The organism is Lentzea sp. NBC_00516, from assembly GCF_036346835.1.
Taxonomy (GTDB): Bacteria; Actinomycetota; Actinomycetes; order Mycobacteriales; family Pseudonocardiaceae; genus Lentzea; species Lentzea sokolovensis.
The window spans coordinates 534,960-554,934 of the sequence record NZ_CP107840.1 but is presented as its reverse complement, the minus strand read 5'-3'; the positions used below and the strand labels follow the sequence as shown (position 1 = coordinate 554,934).

Annotated in this window: 20 protein-coding genes; 9 read left to right on the top strand and 11 right to left on the bottom strand. The window is 68.6% G+C overall.

Translation table 11 applies throughout. The features are described 5' to 3' along the window. Positions 1-12 precede the first annotated feature (12 nt). From pcaC to pcaH, 4 genes are read right to left on the bottom strand one after another with little or no spacing between them, the layout of a single operon-like run. The gene (pcaC, locus tag OG205_RS02620; RefSeq protein ID WP_330274606.1) at positions 13-372 is read right to left on the bottom strand and encodes a 4-carboxymuconolactone decarboxylase; all 360 of its coding nucleotides are present in this window, start codon (positions 370-372) and stop codon (positions 13-15) included. Positions 373-397: 25 nt separating this feature from the next. After that, positions 398-1,513, bottom strand: coding sequence for a lyase family protein (locus tag OG205_RS02615; protein ID WP_330274605.1), 1,116 nt, complete (start codon positions 1,511-1,513; stop codon positions 398-400). Positions 1,514-1,515: 2 nt separating this feature from the next. Then, positions 1,516-2,010 (bottom strand): dioxygenase family protein, encoded by a 495-nt coding sequence (locus OG205_RS02610; RefSeq protein ID WP_330274604.1) that lies wholly within the window; start codon positions 2,008-2,010, stop codon positions 1,516-1,518. Further along, positions 2,003-2,740 carry a protocatechuate 3,4-dioxygenase subunit beta gene (gene pcaH, locus OG205_RS02605; RefSeq protein WP_330274603.1) on the bottom strand — a complete coding sequence of 246 codons (738 nt, stop codon included), beginning with the start codon at positions 2,738-2,740 and terminating at the stop codon, positions 2,003-2,005. The genes OG205_RS02610 and pcaH overlap by 8 nt, the downstream gene beginning before the upstream one ends. Positions 2,741-2,848: 108 nt before the next feature. Between pcaH and OG205_RS02600 the strand changes: the two genes are divergently transcribed. After that, a complete protein-coding gene (locus OG205_RS02600; RefSeq protein WP_330274602.1) occupies positions 2,849-3,421 on the top strand; it encodes a TetR/AcrR family transcriptional regulator in 573 nt (190 codons plus the stop codon). A gap of 68 nt (positions 3,422-3,489) precedes the next feature. Then, positions 3,490-4,302, top strand: a complete 813-nt coding sequence (locus tag OG205_RS02595) for an alpha/beta fold hydrolase (protein WP_330274601.1) — start codon at positions 3,490-3,492, stop codon at positions 4,300-4,302. A 33-nt stretch (positions 4,303-4,335) separates the two neighbouring features. Here the strand turns inward: OG205_RS02595 and OG205_RS02590 are convergent, their stop codons facing one another. Next, positions 4,336-5,154, bottom strand: a complete 819-nt coding sequence (locus OG205_RS02590; protein ID WP_330274600.1) for a cellulose binding domain-containing protein — start codon at positions 5,152-5,154, stop codon at positions 4,336-4,338. A 223-nt stretch (positions 5,155-5,377) separates the two neighbouring features. On the opposite strand from OG205_RS02590, the gene OG205_RS02585 reads away from it, so the two are divergent. Next, a complete protein-coding gene (locus OG205_RS02585; RefSeq protein ID WP_330274599.1) occupies positions 5,378-5,791 on the top strand; it encodes a ribonuclease domain-containing protein in 414 nt (137 codons plus the stop codon). Between the two features lie 4 nt (positions 5,792-5,795). Here the strand turns inward: OG205_RS02585 and OG205_RS02580 are convergent, their stop codons facing one another. After that, positions 5,796-6,926: a helix-turn-helix domain-containing protein gene (locus tag OG205_RS02580; protein ID WP_330278083.1), complete on the bottom strand. Its 1,131-nt coding sequence runs from the start codon at positions 6,924-6,926 to the stop codon at positions 5,796-5,798. A gap of 162 nt (positions 6,927-7,088) precedes the next feature. Here OG205_RS02580 and OG205_RS02575 point away from each other — a divergent pair, with 162 nt between their 5' ends. Continuing rightward, positions 7,089-8,870 carry an FAD-binding dehydrogenase gene (locus OG205_RS02575; protein ID WP_330274598.1) on the top strand — a complete coding sequence of 594 codons (1,782 nt, stop codon included), beginning with the start codon at positions 7,089-7,091 and terminating at the stop codon, positions 8,868-8,870. Here the strand turns inward: OG205_RS02575 and OG205_RS02570 are convergent. Together OG205_RS02570 and OG205_RS02565 are read right to left on the bottom strand one after the other, a co-directional pair. Continuing rightward, a complete protein-coding gene (locus OG205_RS02570) occupies positions 8,867-9,469 on the bottom strand; it encodes an AAA family ATPase (protein WP_330274597.1) in 603 nt (200 codons plus the stop codon). The two genes, OG205_RS02575 and OG205_RS02570, sit on opposite strands and share 4 nt — an antisense overlap. A gap of 8 nt (positions 9,470-9,477) precedes the next feature. Next, positions 9,478-11,412, bottom strand: a complete 1,935-nt coding sequence (locus OG205_RS02565; RefSeq protein ID WP_330274596.1) for a potassium transporter Kup — start codon at positions 11,410-11,412, stop codon at positions 9,478-9,480. Positions 11,413-12,062: 650 nt separating this feature from the next. Between OG205_RS02565 and OG205_RS02560 the strand changes: the two genes are divergently transcribed. From OG205_RS02560 to OG205_RS02540, 5 genes are all read left to right on the top strand, one after another. Further along, entirely contained in the window at positions 12,063-12,344 is a 282-nt protein-coding gene (locus tag OG205_RS02560) for a metal-sensitive transcriptional regulator (RefSeq protein WP_330274595.1), read from the top strand. Positions 12,345-12,400: 56 nt separating this feature from the next. After that, positions 12,401-13,243 (top strand): hypothetical protein, encoded by an 843-nt coding sequence (locus OG205_RS02555; protein ID WP_330274594.1) that lies wholly within the window; start codon positions 12,401-12,403, stop codon positions 13,241-13,243. Next, positions 13,233-15,440 carry a heavy metal translocating P-type ATPase gene (locus OG205_RS02550; RefSeq protein WP_330274593.1) on the top strand — a complete coding sequence of 736 codons (2,208 nt, stop codon included), beginning with the start codon at positions 13,233-13,235 and terminating at the stop codon, positions 15,438-15,440. Before OG205_RS02555 ends, OG205_RS02550 begins: the two co-directional genes overlap by 11 nt. 63 nt (positions 15,441-15,503) lie before the next feature. Further along, complete coding sequence (locus OG205_RS02545; RefSeq protein WP_330274592.1) at positions 15,504-16,346, top strand: SGNH/GDSL hydrolase family protein; 843 nt, start codon at positions 15,504-15,506, stop codon at positions 16,344-16,346. 67 nt (positions 16,347-16,413) lie between these two features. Continuing rightward, complete coding sequence (locus tag OG205_RS02540; protein ID WP_330274591.1) at positions 16,414-17,244, top strand: SGNH/GDSL hydrolase family protein; 831 nt, start codon at positions 16,414-16,416, stop codon at positions 17,242-17,244. Here OG205_RS02540 and OG205_RS02535 read toward each other — a convergent pair. Genes OG205_RS02535 through OG205_RS02525 form a run of 3 tightly spaced genes read right to left on the bottom strand, consistent with a single transcriptional unit; the run spans position 17,225 to position 19,957 of the window. Then, positions 17,225-18,802: a sensor histidine kinase gene (locus OG205_RS02535; RefSeq protein WP_330274590.1), complete on the bottom strand. Its 1,578-nt coding sequence runs from the start codon at positions 18,800-18,802 to the stop codon at positions 17,225-17,227. The genes OG205_RS02540 and OG205_RS02535 overlap by 20 nt on opposite strands. Continuing rightward, complete coding sequence (locus tag OG205_RS02530) at positions 18,799-19,443, bottom strand: response regulator transcription factor (protein ID WP_330274589.1); 645 nt, start codon at positions 19,441-19,443, stop codon at positions 18,799-18,801. The genes OG205_RS02535 and OG205_RS02530 overlap by 4 nt, the downstream gene beginning before the upstream one ends. Next, positions 19,424-19,957, bottom strand: coding sequence for a hypothetical protein (locus tag OG205_RS02525; protein ID WP_330274588.1), 534 nt, complete (start codon positions 19,955-19,957; stop codon positions 19,424-19,426). Before OG205_RS02525 ends, OG205_RS02530 begins: the two co-directional genes overlap by 20 nt. Between the last annotated feature and the right edge of the window lie 18 nt (positions 19,958-19,975).

The following is a 19,975-nucleotide window of genomic DNA, read 5'->3' as shown; positions in this document are numbered from 1 at the left end:
CAGCTCCTTCGTTCACACGTCCTCCTTCAGCACCGACCGCGCCACCGAGAACGCGTGATTGGCCGCGGGAACGCCGCAGTAGATCGCGCTCTGCAGGATCACCTCGCCGATCTCGTCCTTCGTCAACCCGTTGCGCACCGCCGCCGCGACGTGCAGCTTCAACTCGTCCCAATGCCCGCGCGCGATCAACGCCGTGAGCGTGATCGCACTGCGCGTCCTGCGGTCGAGTCCGGGCCGCGTCCACACCTCGCCCCACGCGTACTTGGTGATGAACTCCTGGAAGTCGCGCGTGAACTCGTCCGGCTCCGCCCGGTCCACGTGCGCGTCCCCGAGCACCTCACGCCGAACCTTCATGCCGTCGTCGTAGGACATCGCATCTCCTCCAGCCCCCGCCCATTCAACGGACATCGCGCCCCTCCCACCGCTTCAGCGCCTCGTCCACGAACACCTCGGCCGCCCCGAGATACGAGCCGGGATCATCACCACCACCGCGCTCCGCCAGCAACTCCCCGGCAACCTCACGAGCCCGCCGCGCCATCACATCGGCGTGCACCTCCAGTCCCTCCACCAACTCCGCGGCCTGCGAAGCCGCCACCACCGCCAGCTCCAGCAACGCCCGCAAGGCAGGCCACTCCGCGTGCCACGCCCCGTCCGGCCGCTCGTCCACCGCCCGCGCCGCACAGAGGTGCAACTGCGCTCCCAGCCCGGGAGCCTGCAGCGCCGCGCTGTTCACCAGCACCGACAGCACCGGGTTCCGCTTGTGCGGCATGGTCGACGAGCCACCCCGCCCCTCCACGAACCCCTCGCGGACCTCGCCGATCTCCGGCCGCCCCAGCGTCAGCAGGTCCGCCGCCATCACCCCGAGCGCGTCGCAACACCGCACCACCGCGTCGCCGAGCCGGGTGACCGGCGCGCGATACGTGTGCCAGGGCATCCCCGGCCACACGAGCCCCAAATGCCCGGCGAAGGCCGATGCCGAAGCAACCGGGTCCGCGACCCGCGACAACGTCCCCGCCGCGCCGCCGCACTGCACCGGCAGGTTCCGCGCCACGACGTCCAGCTCGTCCACCGAGTCCAGCACCCCGACCAGCCACCGCGCGGCCTTGAGCCCGAACGTGATCGGCACGGCGTACTGCGTCAACGTCCGGCCGGCCATCACGCTCGACCGATGCTCGCCGGCCAGCCGGGCCAGCGCGACGCCAACCCGTCGCAGATCCGCCGACACCCGCTCCAAAGCCCCGCGCGCCAGCAACATCAGCGCGGAGTCGAGCACGTCCTGACTGGTCAGTCCGGTGTGGACAGGCGAGGAAACCCTTGCGCGCAAAGCGGACACCAGCGGCAACACCGGATTTCCTGCCGCCTCGACCTCGACCGGGTCCAGCACAGGAACCCAGTCGCCCAACGAGAGCGAAGTCCCGAGCACGCGCGCCCAGGCGACCTCGACCTCCAGCATCGCGCGCACCAGCGCGGCATCGTCGACGAGGCCCGCGGCGCGATGAGAACCTGGAAGCACGATCACGTCCGCGGGAACTTGAAGAACACCGTCTCGGACGGCCCCTGCAGATGAAGGTCGAACCGCAACCGGCCGTCCTCCTCCCGCTCCGCTACCAGTCCCTCCACGGCGTCCGCGGCTCCGGGCAGGTAGATGCGCGTGAACAACCGGTCGAGCAGCCCACGCGCGAACACCGTCACCGCGAAGAACGGCAGCCCGGGCTCGACGGTGCTGAACCAGTAGTGCCCGGCGCCGTCGGTGCAGGACCGGCCCCAGCCCGTGAACCCCGCCCCGCGCCGCCGCAACGACCCGCCGACCCGCGGCACGACACCGGCGGCGTCGGACTGGCGGATCTCGATCATCGCGTCCGGCACGGGATCGCCCGCGCCGTCGTGGACGTAGCCGTGCAGCACCACGGATCCGGCCGAGCCGAACGGCACCAGTTCGGAGTCGCCGGGAAACGCCAGCGCGTGGTGGAAGAACGGGCCGACGGTCTGGCCGGGCGTCGAGTCAGTCATCGGACGGCTCCAGGTAGGTCGCGTGGCTGCCGGTCAGCACGATGTCCCAGCGGTACCCGAGCAACCACTCGTGCTCGGACTGCGCGTGGTCGTACGACGCGATGAGCCGGGCCAGGGCGGCGGGGTCGGTGATCGACTGCGCGATCGGGTCCAGCGCCAGCAACTGGTCGCCGGGGAAGTACATCTGCGTGATCAGCCGCTGGGTGAAGTCCGTGCCGAACAGCGAGAAGTGGATGTGCGCGGGCCGCCAGGCGTTGTGGTGGTTGCGCCACGGGTACGGGCCCGGCTTGATCGAGGTGAACGAGTACCAGCCGTCGTCGTCGGTCAGGCAACGGCCGACGCCGGTGAAGTTCGGGTCCAGCGGCGCGGGATGCTGGTCGCCCTGGTGCGAGTAGCGGCCGGCGGCGTTGGCCTGCCAGACCTCGACGAGCTGCCGGCGCACCGGACGGCCGTCACCGTCGAGCACGCGGCCGTGCACCCGGATGCGTTCGCCGATCGGCTCGCCGCCGCGCTGCAGGGTCAGGTCCGCTTCGACGGTGTCGACGTCCGAGTGGCCGAAAACCGGCGCGAGCAGCTCGGCGCCCTCGGGGTCGACGTGCAGCGGTTCCTTGGTGGGGTGGCGCAACGTCGTGCTGCGGTACGGCGCGAAGTCCAGCAGCGGCGCACCCCCCGGTGAGTCGGCCTGGATCTTCGCGATCTCGTCGCTGATCTCGTGCTGGCTGGTCGTCACGTCATCGAACGCTAGGCAAGCGCCTCGCCGGAGTCGACCGCGGCTTTCCACTGAACGGAAGCCTCGCACCAACTTGACGACTCCGAGACGACCGCTCATATTGGTGGTATGCCCAGGGCAAGTGTGCGAGAGCAGATCGTCGACGCCGCGTTCGAACAGTTCCACAGGCACGGCTACAACGCGTGCGGCGTCAAGCTGATCACCGACAGCGCGGGCGTGCCCAAGGGCTCGTTCTACAACCACTTCGAGAGCAAGGAAGCGCTCGCCCTCGTCGTGATGGACCGCTACGGCCAGACACGCCACTTGGACAAGCTCCAAACCCCGAAGACCGCACCGCTCGCCCGGCTGCGCGACCACTTCGACGCGCTGGCGCGGGACATCGTCGACTTCGGCTACGAACGCGGCTGCGTCTACGGCAACTTCAGCGTCGAGGCCGCAGACCACATCCCCGCCATCCGCGACGGGGTCAGGACCGCCTTCGACCTCTGGGGAAACGCGATCGCCGCCGTGATCCACGAGGCGCAGGACGCCGGCGACGTGGCGAGCACCCAGAGCCCGGAGACCCTGGCCAGGTTCCTGCTCAACTCCTGGGAAGGTGCCATCGTCGGCGAACGGGCGGCCAAGGACGGGTCGGCGTTCGCCGCCTTCTTCACGGTCGCCTTCGAGGTCGTCCTGCACTGAGACCCAGGTCAATATGACCGACCGTCTTACCTCTTGACGAACTCAAGACGACCGGTCATATTGGATTCATGAGCGACATCCAACCGAGGTTCCGCACCATCGACGGCCTGTCCATCCGCTACGCCGTGAGCGCCAACAGCAAACCGGCCGCGCTGCTGCTCAGCCCGTGGCCCGAGAGCGTCTACGCCTACGACCCGACCTGGACGAGACTCGCCGAGCACGCGAGCCTGATCGCGGTCGACCTGCCCGGATTCGGGCACTCCGACCTGCGCGAGGACCTGCTGTCCCCCAAGGCCATGGGCGACTTCCTCGTGCGCATCGCCGACGCGTTCGACCTCGAACAGCCCCACGTCGTCGGCCCTGACATCGGCACCAGCGCGGCCCTGTTCGCCGCGGCGAAGGCGCCGGAGAGGTTCCGCAGCATCGTGATCGGCAGCGGCGGCGCGGTGTCACCGACGGAGCTGGGCACCCCGCTGCACGAGTGGGTGCACGACGAGGACCTCTCGCCGTACCGGGCACTCGGTCCCAAGGACATCGTGAACGTCGCCATGGACGCCATCCAGGGCTACGAACTGCCGGACGTGGTGCGGCAGGACTACCTCGCCGGCTACCAGGGCCAGCGGTTCGTCGAACAGATGGCGTACGTCCGCGCGTATCCGGCAGAGCTGCAGGAACTGAGCAAGCTCCTGCCGAGCATCACCACGCCCGTCCAGCTGATCAACGGCAAGCACGACACGGTGGTGCCGGTCTCCAACGCGGAGTACCTGCACGAGCGGTTGCCGAACAGCAGGCTGGACGTCGTGGACGCGGCGCACTTCGTGTGGGAGGAGAACGCGGACGAGTACGCCCGCATCGTCACCACCTGGTGGCAGAAGAACTAGTGGTGTCGCCCGGCAACGTTCCGGGCCACACCACTAACCCGTGGTGCAGGCCGCGCCGTTGACGCTGAACGAGGTCGGCGGCGAACTGGGACCGGTGATGGAGCCGTTGAAACCGAACGACACCGAGCCGTCCGTGACGATCAGCGCGTTGTAGTCGGCGTTGGTCACGCTCACATCCGCGCCGGACTGGGCGACCGTGCCGTTCCACAGCTGCGTCACGGTCTCCCCGCCGGCGAACCGCCAGCGCACCGTCCAGCCCTGGACCAACGCGCCGCTGACGTTGCGGATGGTCACCTCCCCCTGGAACGCACCGGGCCACTGGCCGGTGATCCGGTAGACCACGACGCAGGGCGCCGCGGGCGTGGCGGCGGTCGAAGAAGGCGGCGGGACGGCCGACGCGGGACAGTCCTGCGCCCACAGACCGAGTTTCGCCTTCGAGGCCTTGCTCTCCGCCTCGACCAGCGGGCCGCCGTCCACGCCCGCGGTGCGCAGGATGCCGTACTGCACGGCCAGCAACGCGTAGTCGGTGCCGTCGGGCAGCGTCAGCGAGACCTCGCCGGGAGTGATGCTGCTCACCCGGACTTCCTTGTCCAGCAACGCCTTCGTGGCGAAGTCGAGGGCGGCCGGTGCGGCGCATGCCGGAGGTTCGGCCAGGCGCGCGATGCGGGCGCGCGTGCCGTCGGCCAGCTCGACGGTGCGGCCGTCCACAACGGCACGCACCTTTGTGGACGGCTCTTTCTCCACTGTGGAAGAAGAAACGCGTGGTGCGGGGAAAGGTCTGCCGTCCTGTGTGGCCGTGCACCCGGCCACGAGCAAGGTCAACAGCACCACCAAGTGCTTCCGTGCCGCCATTGGACAAACTTATCGCCGGTGGCAGCGTGCGCAATCCACTGTTCGGCGTTGATCAACTCCGGCGTTCAGAGTCGTCAGCGGTCCAAGCCTCGCGGGACGACGCCGTGTGTGCGAACGTGGAGAGGCCACAGTTGCGCGGATGGTTCCCTGCCGTTCATCGGCTCGTGGTGATCAACAGCCAGGATCAGGACGTTCCCTCGTTCCCTGCCGATGGAGGTCTGAAGTGCAAACCCTGCAACCGCACCGGACACGTCGTTTGTTCGCCGCTCTCGCGATCGTCGCGTCCACGCTCGGTGTGACCACGGCCGTCGCACCCGCCGCCGACGCCGCGGTCTACAACTCCTGCACTCAGTCTCGCTGTTCCGCGGCCGTCTCGGCCAACAAGACGTGGCAACAGAAGGGTTACCCGAGCACGCGCGGCTGGGTCAGCAACTGGTCGGGCAGCCAGTGCAACTACGCCGGCGGTGTCCACCAGAACCGCGAGGGCCAGCTGCCCGCCGGCCACAGCTACCTGGAGTTCGACGTCTACCCGCGTGCCTGTGGCGCGTCCCGGGACGCGTACCGGATCATCGTCGACCGCACCGCCGGCACGGTCTACTTCTCCCCGGACCACTACGCGAACTTCTACCGTCTCTAAAGCCTCACCTGGCGCTGCGGTCGATCCACGACCGCAGCGCCCACCAGGTGTGCAGCGTCGTCAGCACGTGTGAACGTCCCGTGACCGGGTTCTCGCCGAGATCGACCATCGTCAGCTCCACCAGCCGGTCGAGCCGGTACCGCACGGTGTTCGCGTGGATGTGCAACGCCGATGCCGTCGCGCTGAGCCGACCACCGTTGTCCAGGTAGCACAACGCCGTCACGACCATCTCGTGGTGGAACGTGCTCTTCGGATCCAGCTGGCCGAGCAGCGAGTCGGCGAGCGTGTCCGCCAGCGCCGGGACCGCCGCGAGAGCGGTCTCACCAGCGAGATCGGTCAGCAGCCGCACTCCCAGAGAAGCTCCTGCGGCCGCCAGTGCCCGCGCGCACAGGGAGTACGTGCCCCGCAACGACTTCAGCGCGGTCGCCGGTGACACCACGAGCAGGTCGTCCGACCACGACGGCGGCACGTGCGTCAGTCCCGCGAGCCGCCCCTCAACCAGTCCGTACACGCCGCCGAACGTGTGCAGCCGCTGTTCCAGCGTCCGCGCATGGCTCGGATCGGTCACCCCGGACACCACGCAGTGATAACGACCGTCGGGACGCAGACCGGTGCGTGCGAGCTCGGACGCGTCCGGGAACTCACCGGACACCAGCAGCCGCCGCAGCACCTGGGCGTTCAGATCGCGGGCCGTGCGGGACAGCTGCAGTTCGGCGGTGTGATAACCGCTGATGATGTGCCGCTCGACCGCGCCGACGTAGTGGTCCAGGTCGATCATGAAGTCCAGGATCGTGCCGTCGGCGACCCCCAGCGACCGCGCGAGCTCGACGCTCGCCCTGATCAGCTCGGTGCGCCCGGCGTGCACGCCGCGCAGCAGTCCCGCCATCGACACGCCCTGAGCGGCGCGGTCCGCACCCAGCGACAACGCGGCGGAGAAGTCGCCGTCGTCGGGCGAACCGCCGCGTTCGAGGTGCGAGATCCCTTCGGCCAGCAGGAAGGCGATGTGTCTGCGGTTCTCCTCCGCGGGCAGCCTGGCGACCTCCGGCGAGTTGCCGCGGGCGGCGTCGACGACCCGTTCGACCACCTTCTCGTCGGCGGCGACGGCCTCGAGCACCCGGCGGACCATCGCGGACATACCCGGCACAGCGCCTCCCAAACACCACGTTGTGTGACGGCCACAACACAGCCGTCGCCGTTTGGTGACGGGCCCCTATCCCCCGCTCTCCGGTTACTGGTTAGTTGCTTTACGCGAGAGTAATTCGCGTTGGCACCACCCTTCAACGAGGAAGGCCCTGGGATGTCGGACCGGAACATCAGCCGCCGCAACCTGCTTGCCGCCAGCGGCGCGATCGGGGCGATCGCCGCGAGCGGGACACTGGGGCAGGCAGTCGCCGGGGCGGCGCCGCGAGTCGACGCGGACGTGATCGTCATCGGGCACGGCCTGGCCGGTCTCGTGGCGACCTCCGAACTGGCCGCGGCGGGCCGCAAGGTCCTCCTGCTGGACCAGGAACCCGAGGCCAGCCTGGGTGGACAGGCGTTCTGGTCGCTCGGCGGCCTCTTCTTCGTGAACTCGTCCGAGCAGCGCACCGCCGGCATCAAGGACTCGCTGGAACTGGCCCGCGCCGACTGGTTCAACACCGCCGGGTTCGACCGCGGTGTGAGCGATCCCCTGGGCGAGGACTACTGGGCGGCGAAGTGGGCGGAGGCCTACCTGAACTTCGCGGCCGGGGAGAAGCGCGACTGGCTGTACGGCCTGGGCGTGCGCTGGGTGCCGATCGTCGGCTGGGCCGAACGCGGTGGCCAGCTCGCGGACGGACCCGGCAACTCGGTGCCGCGCTTCCACATGACGCTGGGCACCGGTCCCGGCGTGATGGAGCCGTTCGAGAAGAAGGTGCGCGACTCCGTCCGCGACGGCAAGGTCACCTTCAAGTTCCGCCACCAGGTCGACGGGCTGATCGTCAGCAACGGCGCCGTGACGGGCGTGCGCGGCACCGTCCTCGAGCCGAGCAGCGCCGCGCGCGGCACACCCAGCTCCCGCACCAAGGTCGGCGACTTCGAGCTGTACGCGCCGATGGTGGTCGTCACGTCGGGCGGCATCGGCGCGAACCACGACCTGGTGCGCCGCAACTGGCCTGCTCGCCTCGGCCCTGCACCGCGGCGGCTCGTCACCGGCGTTCCCGCGCACGTCGACGGCCGGATGCTGGCGATCACCGAACTGGCCGGCGGCCGGATCGTGAACCGCGACCGCATGTGGCACTACACCGAGGGCATGATCAACCACACGCCGATCTGGCCGGACCACGGCATCCGCGTGCTGGCCGCGCCGTCGTCGCTGTGGCTCGACGCGCGGGGCAAACGCTTCCCCAACCCCGGCATCCCGTCCCTGGACACGCTCGGCACGCTGGAGCTGATCGGCAAGTCCGGCTACGACTACTCGTGGTTCGTGCTCAACAAGAAGATCATCGACAAGGAGTTCGTGCTCTCCGGTTCCGAGCAGAACCCGGAAATCACTCGCAAGGACCTCGCCGCCTACATCGCGATGCGGATCTTCAACAGCACGCCGCCGCCGGTGAAGGCGTTCATGGACAAGGGCGTCGACTTCGTCATCAAGAACAACCTGCCCGACCTCGTCGCCGGGATGAACGCGCTGACCGGGCAGAACCTGATCAACCTCGACGACCTGCGCCGCCAGATCACCATCCGCGACCAGCAGGTCGACAACCCCTTCTCCAAGGACGTCCAGGTGATGGGGATCCGCAACTCCCTGGCCTACAGCGGAGACAGCCTCGCCCGCACGGCGGGACTGCACAAGCTCCTCGATGCCGGAGCCGGCCCGCTGATCGCGATCAGGATGAACATCCTGACCCGCAAGACGCTGGGCGGTCTGCAAACGGACCTGCAGGGCCGGGTGCTCGGCTCGAACGGCCAGCCGGTCCGCGGCCTGTACGCGGCGGGCGAGGTCGCCGGCTTCGGCGGCGGCGGCGTGCACGGCTACCGCGCGCTGGAAGGCACGTTCCTCGGCGGCTGCCTGTTCTCCGGACGCTCGGCAGGCCGTGCGGCAGCAGCGGAAAGCGCCTAACGGCCCACAATCACGGGGTCTGCGGTCTCCCCTGTTGACCGCAGGCCCCGCACCACCTCCAGGACGCGCTCCAGAGAGCTGTCCGGAGTCTCGACGGCCGAGTCGAGCACCAGGTGGTCGTCCTCCCACGGCTCCCACAGGCCACGCATGCGCTGGACGTGCTCCCACGGAACCGTTGCGTGCCAACCAGGAATCCCCCGGTCGCGACCGTCGATCCGTTCCCGGTGCAGGGCTTCGTCCGAACAAACGCACTCGACGCCGACGAACACACCCCCAAGCCGTTCGGTGAGCTCACGCCACCGGCCACGCTCCTCGCGGGTGTGCCCGGTGGCGTCCACGACAACATCGATCCCCAACTGGACGTGCCGGGCCACGGAGGCGCGGAGCTGCAGATCGCCCACCTCGTACGCGTTCTCCTCGGTGATCGCGCGCCCCAGGACCAGCGCCCCCATCACCCAGTCCATGGAGAAGATCGGCGTGCGCAGGCGACGGGCCAGCAACTCCGCGAGCGTGCTCTTTCCCGCCCCGGGAATCCCGGCGACCAGCACGACCACGGGCCTCTCGGCCGTCGGTTCCAGTTCCAGGTAGAGGTCCGTCATGGCTCTACCTAAACATCGATGTGCGCTCCCATGATCACTGTTCGCTCTCGGGGCAATCCGAAGTGCTCGGCCGCGTCGGCCGTGATGTAGGACGTCGCCACGAACAACCGCTTGCGCCACCCGGCCATGGTCCGCTTCGACCCGCGCTGCAGCTCGATCTTCGACAGGAAGTACCGCGCCTGCCCGAGGTCCAGCGCCCCTTCGGTCTGCGCCGGATCCAGCAACGCGAGCGCCGCGGGCACGTCCGGCGTCTCCATGTACCCGAAGCGAGCGCTCACGTAGACAATGCCGTCGTCGACGTACCCGAGCTCGTCAACCTGAACGCGCCGCTCCAGCGGCACCCGCGGCACAGGTTCGGTCTCGATGGACACGATCACCACCCGCTCGTGCAACACGTGGTTGTGCTCAACGTTCGCCCGCATCGCCAACGGCGCGGTCTCTTTGCCACGGTTGAGAAACACAGCACACCCCGGCACCCGCGTCGGCTGCTGCTCATGGAGCTCCTCGACAAACGCCTGCAACGACCCCTCAGCATCCCGGCGAGCCTTGGTGACGATCGCCCGCCCACGCTGCCAGGTCGTCATGACGGTGAACGCGGTCAGCCCGATCAACAACGGCAACCAAGCGCCATGCAGCAACTTCGTCATGTTGGCCGCGAGGAACAACAGATCCACACCCAGCAACAGAACGCAGCCGAGCCCGATCGCCCACGCCGGAGCACCGAACTTCAAGCGCGCGATGAACAGGAACAACGTCGTGGTGATCGTGATGGTCCCGGTAACGGCCATCCCGAACGCGAACGCCAGCGCAGCCGACGTCTGAAACGCGAACACGAGCGTCAACACCGAGATCATCAACATCCAGTTGATCCACGGCACGTAGATCTGCCCGATCGTCGACTCCGACGTGTGCGCGATCCTCAACCGCGGCAAATACCCGAGCTGCGCAGCCTGCGACGCCACCGAGTAGGCCCCAGTGATCACGGCTTGCGAAGCGATCACGGTCGCCGCCGTGGCCAGCACGACCATCGGCCACCGAGCCCACTCAGGCACCAGCAGGAAGAACGGCCCGCTGACGTTGGCAGGGTCGTCCAGAATCAACGCCCCTTGCCCCATATAACTGAGCACACAGGCGGGAAACACCAGAAACAACCACCCACGGGCAATGGCGGGCCGCCCAAAGTGCCCCATGTCCGCGTACAACGCCTCGGCACCAGTCACAGCCAGCACCACAGCCGCCAGCGCAAAGAACGCGATGTCAAAGTGCCCGAACAAAAACCCGACCGCATACGTGGGCAACAACGCCTTGAGGATCTCCGGATGCCCAGCGATCCCAACGACCCCAGCCACCCCGATCACACCGAACCACAGGATCATCACCGGCCCGAAGAACCGCCCGACCACCCCACTCCCCCGCCGCTGCACCAAAAACAGCCCAACGATGATCACGGCAGTGATCGGCACGACGAACCGCTCCAACTCCGGCTCGACGACCTTCAACCCCTCCACCGCAGACAACACGGAGATAGCAGGCGTGATCATGCTGTCGCCAAAGAACAACGCAGCGCCAAACACCCCCAGCGCAGCCAACGTAGCCGCAGCCTTCCGCCCCTGCTTGGCCTTCCACCGCCGCAACAGCGTGATGAGGGCCATGATGCCGCCCTCACCATCGTTGTGAACGCGCATGGCCAGCAACACGTAGGTGATGGTCACGATGATCATGACCGACCAGAAGATCAACGACACAACGCCATAAACGTTGTCCACGCTAACCGGCACAGGATGCGGATCAGCGGGGTTGAACACAGTCTGAATCGTGTAGATCGGACTAGTACCGATGTCACCGAACACAACCCCGAGCGCCCCAACAACCACAGCCAGCCGAACGCCATCATGAGCAAGCTTCCGCCGAGCCGGCGCGTCGGAAACCTGCTGATCAGCCACGAACAACCCCCTAAACCACCTGGTGCCCGCAAGATAACCGCACCCCAGGACAACCGCAGAGCGCTACCGGGTGATCTTTACGCGTTCCTGACGCACCACAGACCACGCGAAGCCGAAGGCGAGCAGTCCTTACCGCGCGGTCAGGGCGGTGGGGTCCCGTCACGAGTCGCGCCATAGCTCTTGCTGCATCAGAGAGGTCAGGTCAAGTCGACACGCTTTTCGTCGACTTGACCTGACCTCTCTGATGTGGCCCGCTCTTGGCTCGGCTCGTGACGGGACCCCACCGCCAACGCACCCCTCAAAGCAACAGGCAGCCGCCCAACGCAACAGGCGTGCCATCAACCCGCCCACGGCGCCACCCCCCGATCAGATTGCCGGGGGTCTGGGGGCAGAGCCCCCAGGGGAAGCACCCAACGCAAGCCGGCCGCCCGCAAGGTGACCACCCGCCCGGTCGCAACCCGCCAGCCCGCCGCCCGCAAGGTCGCCACCCGCAAGCCCGCCGCCCACCCGGTCGCAACCCGCCAGCCAGGGGGAGCACAACCGGCACCCTTTGACATACCCATACCCCCCTAGGGTATAAATAAGGCCAGAGCCCACCGCTCCCCCGGCATGACCACCCGGCCGCGCGGTGGCCGGAGAAGGAGCGAGACATGCACGGCTACGCCCAAACAAAGGCCTCCCACCTACGCCGCCTCCGGAGAATCGAAGGCCAGGTCCGCGGCTTGCAACGGATGATCGAAACAGACGAGTACTGCATCGACGTGCTCACTCAGATCTCCGCGGCCACCAGGGCGTTGCAGGCGGTCTCACTGGGGCTGCTCGACGAGCACCTCAAGCACTGCGTGAGCCAGGCCATCACAGCAGGCGGCACCGAAGCCGACGCGAAGATCGCGGAAGCCAGTGACGCAATCGCCCGCCTGGTCCGCTCCTAAACCGCGAGGAGAAGGCCCATGAGCAAGGCAACGATCACCAGCATCTCCCCGGTCCGATGAAGACCGGATACAAGGTAGCCCTCTACGCCGCAACGCTGGCGGCGATCTTCACCGGCACCTGGGCAGCAGGCGCGGCAACCGGCCCACCCGAAACACCGCCGACACACACCGAAGAAGCCTCACACGGCAGCGGCACCCACGACGAGACACAGTCCAAGCTCCCACCAGGACTGTCCGTTTCGGACAACGGCTACACGCTACGGCTGAACGAGAACAAGTCACTGGCCTTCCAAATCGAAGGCCCAGACGGACGACCGGTCACGAAGTTCGCCGTAGAACACGAAAAACGCCTGCACCTGATCATCGTCCGCCGAGACGGCTCGAACTTCCAGCACGTCCACCCGACCATGGCCCCGGACGGCACCTGGTCGATCCCTCTCACCCTCCCACAAGCTGGCAGCTACCGAGTGTTCGCCGACTTCAAACCAGAGGACGGCCCCAAGACCACACTGGGCGCGGACATCCAGATACCGGGCGACTACCGCCCCCAGAACCACATCAACAGCAGCACGTTCACCGTGGACGGCTACGAGGTATCCCTCACCGGAGAACTCAACGCGGGCAAGGCATCGACCGTCACGATAGAAATCACCAAGAACGGCAAGAAGGTGACAGACCTCCAGAACTACCTGGGCGCCAAGGGCCACCTGGTAGCGCTGCGGGCATCCGACCTGGCCTACCTGCACGTGCACCCCGAACAAAGCGACCAGGTGAAGTTCGCGGTCGAGGTGCCGACAGCCGGAAAGTACCGCCTGTTCCTGGACTTCCAGCACGACAACGTGGTCCGCACGGCGGAGTTCACGCTCACGACCCACGGGGAGGGCGGTCATGGCCACTGACACCATCGAACTCTCGATCGGCGGCATGACCTGCGCTTCCTGCGCGGCGCGGATCGAGCGCAAGCTCAACAAGCTGGACGGCGTCGAGGCCTCGGTCAACTACGCCACCGAGAAGGCACGCGTCAGCTACGCGGGAGACCTCACGCCCGCCGACCTGGTGAAGGTCGTCGAGGACACCGGCTACACCGCCGAACTCCCGGCCGCGCCGACTCAAGCCGCGCCGGCTCAGAACACCGAGGACGCCACGACGAAGACGTTGCGGCAGCGGCTGATCACGTCCGCCGTGCTGTCGATCCCGGTGATCGCACTGGCGATGATCCCGGCGCTGCAGTTCACGTACTGGCAGTGGTTGTCGCTGGCTCTCGCCGGCCCGGTCGTCACGTATGCCGCGTGGCCGTTCCACAAGGCGGCGTGGACGAACTTCAAGCACGGCGCCGCCACGATGGACACGCTGATCTCCATCGGCGTGGGCTCGGCGTTCCTTTGGTCGCTCTACGCGCTGTTCCTGGGCACCGCGGGCACTCCCGGCATGACGCACGGGTTCACGTTCACCGTCGAACGGATGGCCGGGACCGGCAACATCTACCTCGAGGTCGCGGCGGGCGTCACGACGTTCATCCTGGCCGGGCGGTACTTCGAGGCGCGGTCCAAGCGGCGCGCGGGTGCGGCGTTGACGGCGTTGCTCGAACTCGGCGCCAAGGACGTCGCGGTCATCAGGAACGACCGCGAAGTCCGCATCCCGACCAGCGAACTCGAGGTCGGCGACAGGTTCGTCGTCCGGCCGGGCGAGAAGATCGCCACCGACGGCGTCATCGAGGAAGGCAGCTCCGCGGTCGACGCGAGCATGCTCACCGGCGAGTCGGTGCCGGTCGAGGTCCGGCCCGGTGACGCGGTGGCGGGCGCGACGGTCAACGCGGGCGGACGGCTCGTCGTGCGGGCGACACGGATCGGGTCGGACACGCAGCTCGCGCAGATGGCGAGGCTAGTCGAGGAGGCGCAGAACGGCAAGGCCGAGGTGCAACGCCTCGCGGACCGGATCTCCGCCGTGTTCGTGCCGATCGTGATCGCACTCGCCGTGGGCACGCTGGGCTTCTGGCTCGGCACGGGCGGCGGTGCGGGGGCGGCGTTCACGGCCGCGGTGGCGGTGCTGATCATCGCCTGCCCGTGCGCGCTGGGCCTGGCCACGCCGACCGCGCTGCTCGTCGGCACCGGGCGGGGCGCCCAGCTCGGCATCCTGATCAAGGGGCCGGAGGTGCTGGAGTCCACCCGCCGAGTCGACACCGTGGTGCTCGACAAGACCGGCACCGTGACGACCGGGCAGATGAGCCTGGTGAGCGTTCACACCGCGGAAGGCGAGGACGAGGACGAGGTCCTGAAGCTCGCCGGAGCGCTGGAGAACGCGTCCGAGCACCCGATCGCCAGGGCCGTCACCCAGGCAGCGGGTGACGTGCCTCCTGTCGAGGACTTCCAGAACGTCGAAGGCCTTGGCGTGCAAGGGGTGGTGAACGCTCACGCGGTGCTCGTCGGCCGGGAACGCCTGCTGAACGACTGGAGCGTCAAGCTCGACGCGCGCCTCACCGAGGCCAAGCAAGCGGCCGAACGGCAGGGACGCACGGCAGTCCTGGTCGCGTGGGACGGCAAGGCCCGTGGCGTGCTGGTGGTCGCGGACACGATGAAGCCCACGTCGAAGGAAGCCGTCGAGGGTCTCCGCGGGCTCGGGCTGCGTCCGGTGCTGCTGACCGGCGACAACAGGGCGGCGGCGGAAGCCGTGGCCGCCGAGGTCGGCATCGACGAGGTCATCGCCGAGGTGCTGCCGGCCGACAAGGTCGACGTCGTGAAGCGCCTGCAGGACGAGGGGCGCGTCGTGGCGATGATCGGCGATGGCGTGAACGACGCCGCCGCGCTCGCCCAGGCCGACCTGGGCCTCGCGATGGGCACCGGCACGGACGTCGCGATCGAGGCCAGCGACCTCACGCTGGTGCGCGGCGACCTGAGGGCCGCCGTGGACGCGATCAGGCTGGCGCGGCGCACGCTCACAACGATCAAGGGCAACCTGTTCTGGGCGTTCGCGTACAACGTCGCCGCGCTGCCGTTGGCGGCGTTGGGCCTGCTCAACCCGATGATCGCGGGCGCGGCGATGGCGTTCTCGTCGGTGTTCGTGGTGAGCAACAGCCTGCGGTTGCGCGGCTTCCGCTGACAGGACCCACACGGGCGGTTCCGTAGCCTCGGTACATCAGCCTCCGAAGAACAGGAGTCAGGTGTGCCGAGGTTCGCCCTGGTCGCGGCGTTGCTCGTAACGCTGACGGCGTGCACCTCGACGCCGCCCGCGAACACTCCGGCGCCCACGTCCGGCAGCAGCGCCCCACCACCGGCCGAGCAGGTCTACGTGTCGATCGGTGACTCCTACGCGACCGGCTTCGGGCCGGGCGGCGCGAGCGAGAGCTTCGCGCAGATCGTCGCGAAGCAGTCCGGCCTCAAGCTGATCAACCTGGCCTGCAACGGCGCCACGTCCGCCGATCTCGCCTCCAAACCGGCCTGCGGGCCCGACGCCGGCGGCAAGACCCAGCTCGACGCCGCGGTGGAGGCGTTGCGCGGCAAGAAGGCGGGCCTGGTCACGGTGGTGATCGGCGGCAACGACCTGGCGCCGTGCGCGCTGTCGCAGGAACCGCTGGAGTGCGCGACCAGGACCGTCGCCGACATCCAGACCAACGTCGCCGGCACGCTCACCGAGCTGCGGGAGGCCGCGCCGGACGTCAAGATCGTCGGGCTGACCTACCCGGACGTGTTCCTCGGCGCGTGGGTGAACCCGTCGTTCCCCAACGGCAAGAACCTCGCCCGGTTGTCGGTCACGATGTTCCAGGACTTCAACACCAAGATCGCGGCCCAGTACGGCAGGTTCGGTGCCGAGTTCGCGGACGTCACGGACTCGACCGGCGGCTACGGCGCGCTGACCGAGCTGACCCAGGACCCGAAGTACGGCCAGATCCCCGCCTCCGTGGCCAAGGTGTGCACGCTCACCTACTTCTGCGACCGCACCGACGTGCACCCGACGCCCGCCGGTCACCAGGCGATCGCGGAGGCCGTCACCGCCGCGGGACGTTGATCACGACGGCCTCACGGGCGATCTCGTACCCTCGGCAGGTCGGTTCGCACGGGGACGAGGAGCAGGTGTGCAGAGGTTCTCGCTGGTCCTGACCTCTGCGTTGACGCTGCTGGTGGCCTCGTGTTCCGCGAGCGCACCTCCTGCGACCAGCACCGTCGAGGCCGGGCAACGGCTGTACGTATCGCTCGGCGACTCCTACGCCACCGGACTCGGGCCGAACGGCACCGGCGAGAGCTTCGCCCAGATCGTCGCCAGGCAGTCCGGTCTCGGGCTGGTCAGCGTCGCCTGCAACGGAGCCACCTCCGCCGACCTGCTCTCCTCGCAGGCGTGCGAACCGGAGGCAGGCGACCGGACCCAGGTCGACGTCACCGTCGACACGTTGCGCACCGGCCAGGTAGACCTGGTCACGATGGTGATCGGCAGCAACGACCTGCTGGAACCGTGCGCGGTGGCCCAGGACCCGGCCGAGTGCGCGACGTCGGCGATCACCGACACCAGGATCAACATCGCCACCGCGCTGACCAGGTTCCGCGAGGTGGCGCCGGACGTGCGGATCGTCGGGCTGGGCTACCCGGACGTGTTCCTCGGCGCGTGGGTGAACCCCGCGCTCCCGAACGGCGAGGACCTCGCGCGCACGTCGGTCACGTTGTACGAGGACTTCAACAGCGAGATCGCGGCGGAGTACGCGAAGTTCGGCGCGAAGTTCATCGACGTCACCGGCACGACCGGCGGCTACGGGGCGTTGACCGACCTGACCGAGGACCCGAAGTACGGCCAGATCCCGGTCTCGGTCGCCGAGGTGTGCACGCTCACCTACATCTGCGAGGACACCGACGTGCACCCGACGCCGGCAGGCCACCAGGCGATCGCGGACGCCATCACCGCCGCGGGTCGCTGAACTCCGCCCGCACCGAGGTCCCTTCACCCGCGACGGAGCGCACGGTCAGCCGTCCGCCGACCGCCGCCACCCGGTCGTCCAGCCCGCGCAGCCCGGAGCCGGACGTGTCGGCGCCACCGGTTCCGTTGTCGCTCACATCGACTGTGACCATGCCGTCCACGCAGGTGACCTCGATCAGCACCTCGCCGGCCCTGGCGTGCTTTGCCGCGTTGGTGAGCGCTTCGGCGACCACGAAGTAGCAGGTGCGTTCGGCGACGGCGGAGAGCCTGGCCGACGGGACGCCGGTGAGCACCGCCGGAACAGCCGACCGCTCGGCCAGCGAGAGCAGCGCGGGACCTAGTCCGGCGTCGCTGAGCAGCACCGGGTAGATGCCGCGGGCGAGTTCGCGCAATTCGTCCAGCGCCCTGGCCAGCTCCTCACGGGCGGCGGCGAGAAGCTCGGGCGAGTTCTCGGCCAGCCGCAAGGTGAGCAGCACCGACACCAGTCGCTGCTGGGCGCCGTCGTGCAGGTCGCGTTCGACCTGGCGGCGTGCTTCGTCGGCGGCCTCCACGATCCGCCGCGCCCGCGACTCGTTCTGCACGGCCAAAGCCGCACTCGCCGCGACCGCCCGCACGAACGACGGGTCCAGCGCCGGATCGTGCACGAGCGCCGCCAGCCGTGTCCCTCCCGCTTCGAGGTACGTGACGCCACGAGAGGTCGGCGCCATCTCGCCGTACACGATCTCCAACGACGGATCGTGCAACGTGCGCGCCAGCACCGAACGCAGGTCGTCGGGCACCCCGGCGCCGAGAGAGACCGCGAGTTCGCCCACCGCCGACCGGTCGAGCCGCGCCCGCACCAACCCGTAGAGCAACGCCAACGGCCACCCGACCAGCACGATCTCGGTCGACCACTGCAACGGCACCTGCACCGCGGCCGGCAGCCCGAGCAACGCCGCCGCGTACGTGACGACCAGCGTGAGCACGATCGCCGCACCGCCCCACACCACCGGCCCGAGATCACGCCGGGCCGCGCTCCCCGCACGCAGCCAGCGCGTGATCATGCGTGCCAGCAACGCGACGAACAACGCGATCCCGCCGACGAGCACGACCACCGCGACGGCCGGGATCCCCGGCGACGACACCTCACGGATCACCACGATGTTCTGCGGCCCGTCGAACGGTGTGAGCAGCAGGTAACCCACGTTGACCGGCACCGTCAGCAGATAGGCGACGCTCACGACCACGCGCTGCCAACGACTCGCGATCCGTCCGGTCGGATAGGTGACCAGCAGATGCCCGAGCACCGCCAGGTAGAGCGTCTTCGTCGAGACCCCGACGGCGTAGGCCCAGGAGGTCTCGACGGCCCCGGCCAGCCGCACGAACCACGCCAGGCCGACAGCGATCATCAGCCGGCCGGCGAGGCTGTCCGGACGCCGGTCCGCGGCCTCGATGCCGGCGCCGATGAACGCCAGCCCGACCGCGAGGTTCAGCACCACGGCGGGGACCGGGACCTCGTAGCCGCCCCACACCAGCGCGGCCAGGGCCAGGAACCCGGTGCCCAGCCAGAGGATCCTCATCGGCGCAGGTAGGCGAGCACGGCCAGCACCCGCCGGTTGTCGTCGGGTCCCTGGTGCAGCCCGAGCTTCGTGAACACCGACCGCACGTACGCCTCGACCGTCTTGGGACTGAGGAACAGCCGCTCGCAGATCGCCTGGTTCGACCGGCCCTCTGCCATCACGGCGAGCACCTCGCGTTCCCGTTCCGACAACGACTCCAGCGGATCGCCGGCCCGCCGCCTGCCCACCAGCGTCGCCACCACGCCGGGATCGATCACCAGCCCGCCCGCCACGACCCGCCGCACCGCGTCGGCCAGCTCCGCCGTGTCCGCGACGCGATCCTTGAGCAGGTAGCCGGCTCCTCGGGCGTCCGAGTCGAGCAGCTGCACCGCGTAGTGCGGCTCGACGTGCGCCGACAGCACCAGGATCCCGATCTCCGGGTGCGTCCCGCGGATCTTCCGCGCGGCGTCGAGGCCTTCGGTCGTGAAGCCCGGCGGCATCCGGATGTCCACGACCACGACGTCCGGCGGGTCGGCCTGCACGCGAGCCAGGAGTTCGGCCGCGTCGCCGACCTTCGCCACCACCTCGAACCCCGCGTCCGTCAGCAACCGCGCGACACCTTCGCGGAACAACGCAGAGTCGTCAGCTACTACTACGCGCATGCGCTGATGCAACCACGTGTCCCGCCTGCCGTCGCCGCCACACGACCACCATGACCACGTTCACCACGGTCAGCCCGGCCACCGCCGGCCACAGGTGCTGCAGCGCACCTGCGGTGTCGCTCACGACGAACGTCCACGCGATCTTGAACAGGCCGCCGCCGTTGATCGCGACCAGCGCCCACGGCAGCGAACGCCGCCACAAGGCCACGGCGAGACCGCCGAACGTCAGCGGCACGAGCAGGCCGACGGCGAGCTTCGCAGGCGTCCACTCGCCTAGCAGGTACTCGCGTTCTGCGGCGAGCATCTCGATCGCGCCGGCGGTCGGGTGCTCCGGCGCGGGGAACCACGCCATGCTCGTGGCGAGCGCCAACAACGTCGCCACAAGTCCCCAACCACTGCGTTTGTAGCTGAAGTACGCGAACGGCAGCAGGAACAACGGCCGGATGTACCAGCTGAGCTCGTTGTGATGCCGTGCCCACGCCCACGCGGCGAGCTCGTTCAGCCACTCCGTCATCTTCTGGCTCCTCTCGAG